The organism is Microbispora cellulosiformans (genome assembly GCF_008728085.1).
Taxonomy (GTDB): Bacteria; Actinomycetota; Actinomycetes; order Streptosporangiales; family Streptosporangiaceae; genus Microbispora; species Microbispora amethystogenes.
In genome coordinates, this window is record NZ_VYTZ01000004.1 from 256,440 (window position 1) to 268,132 (window position 11,693).

Consider the following 11,693-nt stretch of genomic DNA (forward strand, 5'->3'; position numbering starts at 1 on the left):
AAGCGGCCCGGTGATCCATCCGCTCAGCGCGGGTTCCGTCCATCTGGCGCGGGATCCGCCTCAGCCGCGTCTCAGGGTCTCCGACGGGTGCCGGCCGTACCTCTGACGATAGAGCGCGGCGAACCGGCCCTGGTGGAGGAAGCCCCAGCGGGCGGCGACGCTCGTGACGGTGTCACGGGCCGGATCCCCGGCGGCGAGCTCCTCGTGCACCTTGGTCAGCCGTACCTCCCTGAGCTGCGCCATCGGCGTGCGGCCCAGGTGGACGCGGAAGCCCTCCTGGAGAGAACGGCCGCTGACCGCCACGGCCCGCGCGACGTCCTCGGTGGTGATCGGGAGGTGGGCGTGCTGCTCGATGAACTCCAGCGCCCGGCGCACCACCTTGGGAAGCACGGGCGGCCGGGGCGCCGTCAGCCGTTCCCGGTAGTTGGAGGGCTGCATCGTGAGCAGGGAGGTGAGCAGCGCGTTCTCCAGGTGGGCGACGGCCAGCGGTTGCGCGGTCAGCCCGTCGTCGTGCTCGGCCTCGCGGACGATCAGGTCGGCCATCGCCCGCCAGGCGCGCGCCCATCCCGCGGTCAGGTCCACGCCCAGGTCGAAGACGACCGGCCGGTCGAGCGGCTCGCCGAGCATCTGCTCCAGCGAACGCTCGACCGCCGTCCGCTCGAACTTGACGATCAGTGTGGGGGTGCCCGCCGCCCACCGCATGTCGAGATGCTGCGTCGGAGAGGGGAGGGTGGCCGTCGTCGGGGTCGAGACGATCTCCTGGTGCCCGCTGCGGATGAGGCTGCGCCCGGCCAGCGGGATCAGCACCAGGAAGAAGGTGCCGAGGTCGCCGGGTTCGATGTGGACGTCGGCACCATAGTCGAGGTAATTGATCCGGACCGAGCCGAGCTGGGCGGAGTTGAACCGGGCCGACAGCAGGGAGGCCGCGCCGGCCAGGTCCAGCCGATGAGGGCAGAAGATCCTCGCCACCTCGTCACGGATCTCGTCGAGGTCGGTGCTGGCGAAGACCGGTCTGTTGCCGAGCAGCACTTCCATCGATCTCCCCCACTCCGATGATCTGTCACTCGGATAATCGCGGGAAGCTTCCCGGCGTTCCATGGGAAGGGACGAGTTCCTGGCGTTGCCGTCACCCATTCGCCGATGCGCCGGCCCCCGCGGTCGTGGCGGGCGTCCGGGATCTGCTCATGCCGGGTAGGCGTGGGTCTCGGTCGCCTTGACCGAGGCCCAGATCCGTTCGCCCGGGCTCAGATCGAGGTCGGCCAGGGCGGCGGGGGTGATGTCGGCGAAGGCGCTGATCGGGCCGTCGAGGTGGACGCGGACGTTGTCGCCGTGCCGTTCGATGCCGTCGATCCTGGCCTGCCAGAGGTTGCGGGGGCTGCCGTCGGGGCGGGTGCGGTAGAGGGCCACGGCGGTGGGTGAGAAGGCCACGAAGGCGGGCCCGTCGAGCTGTTCTGCGGTGTGCAGCAGCAGTTCGCCGACCTTCGCCCCGGCGCCGTCGCCGAGCCCGCGGTAGAGGTTGAGCCCGACGAGGCGGGCGACGTAGTCGGTGCGCGGGCGGCGGGCGACCTCGGCGGGGGCGCCCTGCTGGACGACGGCGCCGTCCTCGACGACGATCAACCGGTCGGCCAGCACCATCGCGTCGAGCGGGTCGTGGGTGACCAGCACGGTGGCGCCGTCGAAGTCGCCCAGGTGGCGGCGCAGCTGGGAGCGGATCTCCAGCCGGGTGTGCGCGTCCAGCGCGGCCAGCGGCTCGTCCAGCAGCATCAGCCGTGGCCGTACGGCCAGCGCCCGGGCGAGGGCGACGCGCTGTGCCTGCCCGCCGGACAGCTCACGAGGTCTGGCGGCCGCCCGGCCGGCCAGGCCGACGCGCTCCAGCAGGGCGGCGGCGGCGCGGCGCGCCTCGGCCTTGGCGACGCCCTGGCAGCGCGGCCCGAACGCGACGTTGTCGAGCGCGGACAGGTGCGGGAAGAGCAGGTAGTCCTGGAAGACCATGCCGATCGGGCGGCGCTCGGGGGCCAGGGTGTGCAGCGGCCGGCCGTCCAGGGTGATGTGCCCACCGGACAGGGGGGTCAGCCCGGCCAGGGCGCGCAGCGCGGTGGTCTTGCCCGCGCCGTTCGGCCCGAGCAGCGCGACGACCTCGCCCGGTGCGACGTCGAGCGTGATGTCCAGGGTGAAGGCGGACCGGTGGACGACCAGGGCCGATCGCAGACCGTCCAGGCTCACGGGCTGTTCACCCACCGATCGCGCAGGCCGGCCAGGATGACCACGGAGACGGTCAGCAGGACCAGGCTGAGCACGACGGCCGCCTCCGGCTCCGTCTCCAGCGCCAGGTAGACCGCGAGCGGCATCGTCCGGGTGGTGCCGGGGAAGTTGCCGGCGAACGTGATGGTGGCGCCGAACTCTCCGAGCGCCCGCGCCCAGCACAGCACCGCTCCGGCCACGACGCCCGGCATGACGAGCGGCAGGGTGACCCGCCGGAAGACGGTCCAGCGGGAGGCGCCCAGCGTGGCGGCGGCCTCCTCGAACCGCCGGTCCGCGGCGCGCAGCGCCCCCTCCACGCTGATCACCAGGAACGGCATGGCCACGAACGCCTCGGCGACGACCACTCCGACGGTCGTGAAGGGCAGCGTGATCCCGAAGGCGGACTCCAGCCACTGCCCGGCCAGCCCGCGCCGCCCCAGCACCAGCAGCAGCGCCACGCCGCCCACGACCGGCGGCAGCACCAGCGGCACGGTCACCAGAGCCCGCGCCAGCCGCCGGCCTGGGAACTCCACCCGGGCCAGCAGCCAGGCCAGCGGCACCCCCAGCAGCACGCAGACGACCGTGGCGGCGGTGGCGCACAGCAGCGACAGCCGTAACGCCTCCAGCATCTGCGGCTCGGCGAGCCGCTGGAGCAGCGTGGACCAGGGCGCCCGGACCAGCAGCCCGGCCAGCGGCAGCACCAGGAAGGCCAGCCCCGCCACCGCCGGGAGCACCAGCATCCACGGCAGACGGCCCGAGACCTCACGACCGGCGGCCGCGCCGGCGCCGGACGTGTCTGAGTCGTACGAGGAGCTCATCGGGGTCAGGGCGACTGGAAGCCGGCCTTGGTCAGCACGTCCCTGCCCCGCGGGGACAGCACGAGATCGACGAACTGCTTGGCGAGGTCACCGGCGGGAGCCTTCGACAGGGTCGCGATCGGGTAGTCGTTGATCGCTTTGTCCGCCTCGGGGAAGTCGATGCCCCGCACCCTGTCCGCCGCGGCGATCACGTCGGTCGTGTAGACGAGGGCGGCGTCCACCTCGCCGAGCTCGACCTTGGTCAGCGTGGCCTTGACGTCCTGCTCCAGGGTGACCGGGGTGACCTTCAGCCCGGCCGCCCCCAGCGCCTTGACGGCCGCCGCCCCGCACGGCACCTGCTCGGCGCACAGCGCCACCTTCACCCTGGGATCGGTCAGGTCCTTCAGCTCGTCCACCTTGGCCGGGTTGTCCTTCGGCACGGCGATCTCCAGCTTGTTACGCACGAAGGTGGCCGGCCTGCTCGCCGGCGACGCGTCGGTGACGGTCTTCATCGTGGCCGGACTGGCCGCGGCGAACACGTCGGCCGGAGCCCCCTGCACGATCTGCTGGGCCAGTGTCGCGCTGGAACCGAAGTTGAACTTCACCGTCGTGCCCGGGTGGGCGGCCTCAAAGGCCCTGCCGAGCTCGGTGAACGTCCCGGTCAGCGACGCGGCCGCGAAGACGTTCACCTCCTTCGCCCCGGCGGCGGCCGGTGCCGATGCCGAAGACGCGGCCGGTTCGGCCGAGCCGCAACCGGACAGCCCGGCGATCACCAGCGCGACGGGTGCGGCGACCGCCCATCGCGGAAGGCGCCTGAACACCAGCCTTAACACCAAGGGAGCTCCTCAGGGGGAAGTGGCCACGCGCTCGTGGCCGGGGATCTCGACGACGACGTTGGTGGACTTGATCACGGCGACCGCCACCACCCCCGCCTCCAGGCCCAGCTCGTCGGCGGCCTGGCGGCTCATCAGCGACACCACGCGGAACGGCCCGGCGGCGATCTCCACCTGAGCCATCACCGCGTCCCTGATGACCTCGGTGACGATCCCGCGGAAACGGTTCCGCGCCGAGGACCGCGTGCCGTCGCCGGTCGTCTCGACCTGCGATCGGGCGAAGGCGGCCAAGTCGGCCCCGCTGACCTGCCGGTGGCCGTGCTCGTCCCGTACGGCGGCCAGCCGGCCCGCGTCCACCCACCGGCGGACGGTGTCGGAGCTGACCCCGAGCAACGCGGCGGCCTCGCTGATCCGGAACGTCGTCACAGACCCTCACCTTACCCTTCGCATATTCCAACCTGAAGACCTAGTGATCGCCGCAACAGCGACAGGATCGACGTCTTTCTCCTGGCATTCCCGAGAGCCATGAGTCATGCGCCGCGTGCGTCTGTCCCCCGTGCGAGCTACCCGCGAGTGTCCACTGTGCGGGGACGATTCCCGGCCGTCGAATCCCTAGCGTTTCCGGCGTAGCGGCGGCGCCCCGTCGCTGAGCCCCCCACGTGAGGAAGTCGTCATGCGTTTGTTGAAACAGCTCGTGCCCGTCGCGTTGGTCGCCTTCGCCGGCGGCTCGATCGTGGGCGCGGTGCAGGGGAGCCCGCTCCTGACCCTGGTTCTCGGTGTCGCGACGGCCGCGCTCGCGGTGTTCGTGTACGCCCGGGTGGTGCGGTGGTCCGAGCGCCGCGCGCCGGTGGAGGTGGCTGCCCAAGGGGCCGTCGCCGCCGTCGGCCGGGGGCTGCTGATCGGTGCCGGGATGTTCGCGGCCGTCATCGCGAACATCGCCTTCCTGGGGGGCTACCGGGTCGACGGCCTCGGCTCGGTGGCGGGAGCGGCCGGGCTGTTCGGCTTCATGGCCGCCGCGGCCGTGACGGAGGAGCTGTTGTTCCGCGGCATCCTGTTCCGGATCGTCGAGGAACGGACCGGCACGTGGATCGCGATGGTGCTGACCGGCCTGGTGTTCGGCCTCATGCACCTGACCAACCAGCACGCCAGCCTGTGGGGCGCGCTCGCCATCGCGGTCGAGGCGGGCGGCATGCTCGCCGCCGCCTACGCCGCGACCCGCACCCTGTGGGTGCCGATCGGTGTGCACTTCGGCTGGAACTTCGCCGCGGCCGGCATTTTCGGCACCGAGGTCTCGGGCAACGGCGCGACGCAGGGGCTGTTGCACGGCGTGACGTCGGGCCCCGCCCTGCTCACGGGCGGCGAGTTCGGGCCGGAGGCGAGCCCGTACGCGGTGGTGTTCGGCCTCCTGCTGACGGTCGTGTTCATGTGGCTGGCCCGCCGGCGCGGCAACGTGATCCCGCTCCGGCGCCGCGCGACCGCTACGCTCCCCCGGTGATCGATTCACGGCGGGTCACGGATCTGTGGCGGCGGTGCGACGTCGTGGTCCGCGATCTGCCGTTCGGGCTGCTGCTGGCCGTCGCCTCGCTCCTGCCGGCGCTGCACGGCAAGGGGACGCAGGTCGGCGACCTTCCGATCCGTCCCTTCGACGCACTGGCGCTCGTGGTGATCGCCCTGGAGTGCCTTCCGCTCGCCGTGCGCCGGCGGTGGCCGGCCGTGTGCCTCGCTCTGGTGTCGCTCGGCTTCGTCCTGGACCAGATCCGCGCCTACCACGTGCTCGCGAGCAACGCGATGCCCGTCGTGCTCATCAGCACGGGCATCCATCTGGAACGTCACCGGCGCGTCGCCGTGGTCCTCCTCTCCGCGGCGTACGTGCCGCTGGCGTTCGCGCTCGCGCGGATCGGCGCGACGGAGAAGGCGGAAGGTTACGTGGTGTTCTACCTGGCGCTGGCCCTCGCGTGGGGCATCGGGGCCTGGCAGCGCTCCGCCCGGGCCGCCGAGGAGGAACGCCGCCGCCACGTCGCCGAGACCACCCGTGCCGCGGAGCGCACCAGGATCGCCCGCGAACTGCACGACGTCGTGACCCACCACGTGACGGCGATGGTCGTGCAGGCCGAGGCCGCGCGTTACCTGACCGCGGCGCCCGATCGCCTCGACGCGGCCCTGAGCGCGGTCACCGACACCGGCCGGCGGGCCATTTCCGACCTGCGGCACCTGCTCGATCTGCTCAATCCCGACCACACCGACGTCAGGATGCCGTCTGTGGGCGAGCTCAACACGCTCGTCGAGCAGACGCGCCGGGCCGGGCAGCCGGTGCAGTTCACCGAGGACGGCAGGCGGGCGGAATCGACCGGCAGCGCCGAGTATGTCGCCTACAGGGTCGTGCAGGAGTCCCTGACGAACGCCCTCAAGTACGCCCAGGGCAGCCCCACGGCGGTCCGCGTGCGCTATGGCGAGAAGGAGATTGTCGTGGAGGTGAGCACCGGAGCTTCCGCCTCCCGGGCCGAGTCGCCCGGCGGAAGCGGGCGGGGCCTGGCCGGGCTCCGGGAGCGGGTCGACGCCCTGGGCGGCGAGTTCAGCGCCGGTCGGCGCGCGGACGGCGGCTTCGTCGTACGGGCGCGGATCCCGGCGGGGAGTCCGTCGTGACCACGCCGGTCCGGGTCCTGGTCTGCGACGACCAGGCGCTGATCCGCACCGGGTTCGCGACGATCATCGACGCCCAGCCCGACCTGGAGGTGGTGGGCGAGTGCGGCGACGGGCGCGCCGCGGTCGACCTCGCCCGCCGGGTGAGCCCGGACATCGTGGTGATGGACGTGCGGATGCCGGTGCTCGACGGCATCGAGGCGACCCGCCTGCTCGCCGGCGCCGGGGTGGCGGACCCCGTCAAGGTGCTCGTGGTGACGACGTTCAACCTGGACGAGTACGTCTACGAGGCGCTGCGCGCGGGGGCGAGCGGTTTCCTGCTCAAGGACGCCCCACCGGCGCAGCTCCTGCACGGCATCCGTACCGTCGCGGCCGGTGCCGCGCTGCTGGCTCCCGAGGTGACGCGGCAGCTCGTCGGCAGATACGCGGCGCGCATCCGTCCCGCCCCGGGCACACCGGACGACGTCGCGCTGACGCCGCGTGAGCTGGAGGTCCTGCGCCTCATCGCGGACGGCCTGTCCAACAGCGAGATCGCCACGGCACTGGTGATCAGCCAGGAGACCGTCAAGACGTACGTGTCACGCATCCTCACCAAGCTCGACCTGCGTGACCGCGTACAGGCCGTGGTCTACGCCTACCGCAGAGGCCTGGTGACCTGAGCCACCGAGCCGGACCGGACGTCGCTGCGGCGCGGCTCGCCCAGCGGCGCCGCGGTCGGTCCGAGAGCGCACGATGGGAACGTCACCAGGGGTCCGCGACTCGTCCGTCCGCCTCGAGGCCGTAGTGGAGGAGCCGCTGCCAGACGTCGTGTCCGGCCCGTTCTCTCGCCAGGATCACGATTGGGATCGAGTAGCCGGCGTCCGCCGCCTGCCGGGCCGTCTTCTCGGCCCCCGGCTCGTCGCCCAGCTCCAGCCGAAGCCGGGTCAGCGCGAGAAGCGCTGTGATCTCTCCGGACTCCACCAGAATGCGGTAGAGCCGTTCCGCCCCCGGGTGGTCACCCCGCTCCCTCCGGGACTCGGCCATGCGCCTGATCGGGTGATTACTCGACCCGGCTTCGCACAGGCGGCGTGCCCACTGCTCCGCTTCGGCGTGATCGCCCGCCTGTTCACGCAGGTTCGCGAGCTGGAGCAGCGCGTTCACGCTCCCGGCCTCGGCCGCCCGGCGCAACAGCCGCTCCGCTTGCACCGGATCGGTTCGCGACACGGAGACCGCCACCTCCTCGAGCGGCTCGGGCACTCCTTTCTCGGCGATCCGTGACGCGATGAGTTCGGCCAGGTCATGCCGGTCCGGCTGAGGGGCCAACGTCCCGAAGAGAGACCACAGGCGCAGCTTGCGGGGATCCCCGAGGAGATCGGCCACCCGCTCGGCACCGGAACGATCTCCAGCCATGGCGCGGAGCCGCAGGACGGAAAGCAGGGCATCGCTGTCGCCCAGTTCCGCGGCGATGAGCGCCAGGCGTTCCGCGCCGTCGAGGTCACCCGCCCGCGCCCGGCGGTCCGCCATGTCCGCGAGAACGTCCACCGCCCCCAACGTCCGGTACAGCCGCGCGGCATCGCCGTGCTTCCCGGCCTGCTCACGCAGCCTGGCCAGGTCCCACAGCGCGCCCCGGTCACCCACGGCCGCCGCCTGGCGGGCCAGCCTCTCGGCCCTCTCGGTGTCCCCCGTCCGCTCGCACAGCGCGGCGAGGGCTCGTACGGCGAGGGGATCGCCGGCCTCGGCCGCGCTCTCATAGAGCCGTTCGGCCTGGTCTCTCGCTCCGCCACGCAGGCGCAGGCGGGCGAGCACCGCCAGGGTGTGCGCGTCCCCGTAACCCGCCGCCCGGCAGGCCAGCGACTCCGCGCCGTCCCGGTCCCCGGCCCTCTCCCGCGCCACGGCGAGGGCACGCAGGGCGCCGGTGGCGCCGTGGTTCGCGGCCTTGACCGCCAGGCGTTCGGCCGTCGGGCCGTCGCCCCGGCATTCGCGCATCCAGGCCAGCGTGCGCAGGGCTCGGGCGTCGCCGGCCTCGGCGGCCTCTACGGCCAGGCGTTCGGCCTGGTCGAGGTCTCCTTCGGACTCCCTCACCCGGGCCAGCGCGTGAAGGGCGAGAGTGTCGCCCAGATCCGCGCCGAGGCGGTAGACCCGCACCGCCCCGCGGACGTCCCCCGCTCGCTCCAGCCGCCTGGCCTTCGCGCGCAGCGCCCCGCGGTCGCGGGCGAGGACGTAGAGGCGTTCCGCGTCATCCACGGCTCCAGACCGTTCCTTAAGGCGGGCAAGGGCGCGCAGCGGCTCGGGATCACCCGCGTCGAAGGCCATTCGAGCGAGGTGCTCCGCGCCCTCGAAGTCGTCGGCCGCTTCGCGTCTGGCGGAGAGCGCCCCGAGGGTGCGGGTCTTTCCCGAGGCAGCCAGGCCGGGTGCGAGGGACACGGCGGCCGCGTCGTCGCCGGTGTCCATCCGGAGATGAGCGATCCAACCGAGGAAGCTGACGCCCCTGCCTTCGGCGATGGCGTTCAGGCGCTCGGCCCCCTGGTGATCCCCGCGCTCCTCACGCCGGCGTACCAGATGCCACAACGTGTCCCAGAGCATGAACGTGCTCTGCTCGGCCGCGACGGCCAGGCGGGCGTAGCGCTCGCACTCCTCGTGATCACCGGCCTCCTCCGATTTCCAGGCCATCGCCCACAGGGCCTCCAGAACCCCCTGCTCGGCGGCGGCCCGGTAGAGCCGGTCGGCCTCGCCGGGATCGTCCGTGGTCTCTGCGAGCGGGACGAGGGCCCGGACCTCGCCCGCGTCGGCGGCCGCCCGGTACATCCGGGCGGTTCCACCCCGGTCGTCCGGATGCCAGAGTCCGCGGGCGACGTACCACAGGACCTCGTGGTGCCCGGCGTGGAAGGCCCTGATGGCGAGCCGCTCGGCGAGGTCGCGCCGGCCGTTCTCCCAGCGGTGTTCGACGAGCCGTTCCAGGACGTGCGCACCGTCCTCCCCAGTGATCGCGAAGGCGAGCCGCTCCGCCTCGGCATGGTCGCCGCACCTCTCCCGGATCATCGCCAGCCGATAGGCACAGGCGGTGTCCCCCGCCTCGGCCCCGGCCCGGCAGAGCCGTTCCGCTCCGTCCCCGTTTCCGTTCCCTTCCAACTCGTCCGCCAGCCGATACAGCTGACCGAAGCGGCCCAGGGACGCGGCCCGCAGGGCCAGATCGGCCGCATGACGGTAGCGCAGGCGGTCACGGGCCGCTGCGGACAGCGCCTCAAGATCCTCCGCCGTGGTGACACGCCGGGCGGCCGCCGTCCAGAACTCCTCGGGTGGAACCTCGAACCGGCGACTCGGCCCGGCGTGCTGTTCGAGGTAGTCGGCCAGGCGGTACGACGGTTTCCCCGCGCCATACGCCGCCGGAGCGGCGTGGGCCCCGGGACGGGGTCTGCTCCGGCTCAGCGGAGGGCGCGCGCCCCGGCAGGGACGGCGATCGGTGAGATAGGCGAAAGCCCGCTCCAGCCAGTCGTCGTCGTCGAGCAGGTCCCACTGCTCGTCGCCGAGATATCCGGGGGCGACCGCCTCGAGCAGGAGGCGGGGCAGCGCGGAGCCGTGGCCGAGGCGGCGGAGGTCGATCGCCGCGTCCAGGATGGCCCGCGCCCCTGGTTCGGCGTTGTCATAGCGCTGGACGAGAGCCGGGCCGCCGGCCAGATACTGGGTCAGCCGACCGGAAGAGGCCCGGCGCAGGGCCTCGGCCAGCCGAGGGTCACCGCCGGTTCCGGCCCGTGCGGCCACGGCCTCCAGATCGGCGTCGCCGAAACGGTCGGGGACGGGGACACTGGCGTTCTTGAGCAGGTCGCGGGCCTGGGCGTGCGGATCCGGTTCGTCCCGATCCGGGACGCCGGTGAGGGCGTCCCAGTGCTCCGGCCAGAGCGTGCCGGCGACCAGCACCGGCCCACGCCCGGGAGCCCGCAGAAGCTCACGGAGTCCGGCCGCGACCTGCTCCCCGACCCTCGGGTCGGCCGTACGCAGATAGTGCTGGGCCTCGTTGAGCCACACCACCGTCCGCGGGCCGACCGCCTCCAGGCCGGCCAGGACCGCCTCGGACCTGCCGGGGTAGATCGGATGCCACAGCCGCCACGGCTCGGGCAGCGTGCGGACGGCCTCCCACAGGGCGCGTGTCTTCCCGGTGGACGATCCGCCGACCAGCACGACCAGCTGGGACGCGCCGGTCCGGGCCTCCTCCACGACGCGGGTCAGCGCCTCGTCGTGCGCCCGCCGGATGTAGACGGGCAGTTCGTCGAGGTCGCCGCGGCCGGCCGCGCCGACCTGGATGGCGGGATGGACCTCGAGTTCCAGCGGCCGCGCCCGGCTGACGGGCCGGCCCGCTCCCGGCGGGGGCGAGGCCGGGACGGGTGACGGCGGAGCCGGAAGAGGACAGGCCGGGGACCGGCCGTTCTGCGCGTCGTTGTAGGCCTGGTGCCAGGCCGTCATGCCGCCCAGCACCGCGTCCGGGTCCCTGTGCTCGTCCTCCGCTCTTCTCCGGTACGCACGCAGCAGGGGCACGATCTGATCGGTCCAGTCCGGCAGCCGCTTTCGACTGCCGTTGATCAACGCCTCGACGGTGCTCTTCGGTATGCCGGACTGGCGGGACAGCCACTGGGCCGAGGGGTTCCAGGCTGCCGCACGCGCTCGCGTCAGATGGCCGAGGAAGATCTGGACGGCCTCGCCGCGGTCGTCCGGCGGTCCCGTCATCTCGTGTCCCTTCGCCGCTAGCCGCGACAGATCTCCGTGCTGCCGCCGACGGTGCGGCGACGATCTCACCCTAGGCGACCGTTCGCCGGACCGGAGGCGCCTCACGACTGGGGGCAACCCCGGATATCCCCACATCGCCCCGGACAAGGGTTGTCGCGGGCGGCCGGCGGGTGAGATCGGAGCATGCCCCGATCAACCTCACGCCGTGGCCGTGCCGCCGCCCTCGCCGCCGCCGCGGCGACCGCACCCGCCGCCGTCTGGGTCGTCCACCCCGTGCTGAGCACCGTCATCGCCGGGTTGGGGGCCGCCGCCGGCCTCGCCGTCGTGATCACCGCCCTTTTCGGCTCCGACCGCTTCAGCGAGCGCGCTTTCCGCCTGCTGCGCTGGCTCGCCGACCGGCCCGAGCCCTCGAAGCGCGACCGCGGGTAGACGACGCCAGTGGCGTCTCCATGGCATCGCCTAGATGAGATTCAGGGCTTGGCAT

The 11,693-nt window shown here is 72.8% G+C and carries 10 protein-coding genes; 4 read left to right on the forward strand and 6 right to left on the reverse strand.

The window, feature by feature from the left end:
- Positions 1–60: 60 nt before the first annotated feature.
- The 5 genes from F5972_RS12330 to F5972_RS12350 form a co-directional block, all read right to left on the reverse strand.
- Positions 61–1,035, reverse strand: coding sequence for an AraC family transcriptional regulator (locus F5972_RS12330; RefSeq protein ID WP_150933605.1), 975 nt, complete (start codon positions 1,033–1,035; stop codon positions 61–63).
- 147 nt (positions 1,036–1,182) lie between these two features.
- Positions 1,183–2,223, reverse strand: coding sequence for an ABC transporter ATP-binding protein (locus tag F5972_RS12335; RefSeq protein WP_150933606.1), 1,041 nt, complete (start codon positions 2,221–2,223; stop codon positions 1,183–1,185).
- Entirely contained in the window at positions 2,220–3,059 is an 840-nt protein-coding gene (locus tag F5972_RS12340) for an ABC transporter permease (RefSeq protein ID WP_150933607.1), read from the reverse strand. Before F5972_RS12340 ends, F5972_RS12335 begins: the two co-directional genes overlap by 4 nt.
- Positions 3,060–3,064: 5 nt before the next feature.
- Positions 3,065–3,871, reverse strand: coding sequence for a molybdate ABC transporter substrate-binding protein (gene modA, locus F5972_RS12345; protein ID WP_404803054.1), 807 nt, complete (start codon positions 3,869–3,871; stop codon positions 3,065–3,067).
- Positions 3,872–3,883: 12 nt separating this feature from the next.
- Complete coding sequence (locus tag F5972_RS12350) at positions 3,884–4,297, reverse strand: TOBE domain-containing protein (protein ID WP_150933608.1); 414 nt, start codon at positions 4,295–4,297, stop codon at positions 3,884–3,886.
- A gap of 247 nt (positions 4,298–4,544) precedes the next feature.
- On the opposite strand from F5972_RS12350, the gene F5972_RS12355 reads away from it, so the two are divergent.
- From F5972_RS12355 to F5972_RS12365, 3 genes are read left to right on the forward strand one after another with little or no spacing between them, the layout of a single operon-like run.
- On the forward strand, positions 4,545–5,366 hold the full coding sequence (locus F5972_RS12355) for a CPBP family intramembrane glutamic endopeptidase (protein WP_150933609.1): 822 nt from the start codon (positions 4,545–4,547) through the stop codon (positions 5,364–5,366).
- Entirely contained in the window at positions 5,363–6,514 is a 1,152-nt protein-coding gene (locus F5972_RS12360) for a sensor histidine kinase (protein ID WP_150933610.1), read from the forward strand. Before F5972_RS12355 ends, F5972_RS12360 begins: the two co-directional genes overlap by 4 nt.
- On the forward strand, positions 6,511–7,170 hold the full coding sequence (locus F5972_RS12365; protein ID WP_150933611.1) for a response regulator: 660 nt from the start codon (positions 6,511–6,513) through the stop codon (positions 7,168–7,170). The genes F5972_RS12360 and F5972_RS12365 overlap by 4 nt, the downstream gene beginning before the upstream one ends.
- A gap of 82 nt (positions 7,171–7,252) precedes the next feature.
- On the opposite strand, the gene F5972_RS12370 is transcribed toward F5972_RS12365, so the two are convergent.
- Positions 7,253–11,209, reverse strand: coding sequence for a hypothetical protein (locus tag F5972_RS12370; protein ID WP_150933612.1), 3,957 nt, complete (start codon positions 11,207–11,209; stop codon positions 7,253–7,255).
- A gap of 183 nt (positions 11,210–11,392) precedes the next feature.
- On the opposite strand from F5972_RS12370, the gene F5972_RS12375 reads away from it, so the two are divergent.
- Complete coding sequence (locus tag F5972_RS12375) at positions 11,393–11,638, forward strand: hypothetical protein (RefSeq protein WP_150933613.1); 246 nt, start codon at positions 11,393–11,395, stop codon at positions 11,636–11,638.
- Positions 11,639–11,693: the final 55 nt, after the last annotated feature.

Excerpts from the sequence above, each read along its gene's own strand:
- F5972_RS12330 (WP_150933605.1), bottom strand. The coding sequence starts at position 1,035 with ATGGAAGTGCTGCTCGGCAACAGACCGGTCTTCGCCAGCACCGACCTC.
- F5972_RS12340 (WP_150933607.1), bottom strand. The coding sequence starts at position 3,059 with ATGAGCTCCTCGTACGACTCAGACACGTCCGGCGCCGGCGCGGCCGCC.
- F5972_RS12355 (WP_150933609.1), top strand. The coding sequence starts at position 4,545 with ATGCGTTTGTTGAAACAGCTCGTGCCCGTCGCGTTGGTCGCCTTCGCC.
- F5972_RS12370 (WP_150933612.1), bottom strand. The coding sequence starts at position 11,209 with ATGACGGGACCGCCGGACGACCGCGGCGAGGCCGTCCAGATCTTCCTC.
- F5972_RS12375 (WP_150933613.1), top strand. The coding sequence starts at position 11,393 with ATGCCCCGATCAACCTCACGCCGTGGCCGTGCCGCCGCCCTCGCCGCC.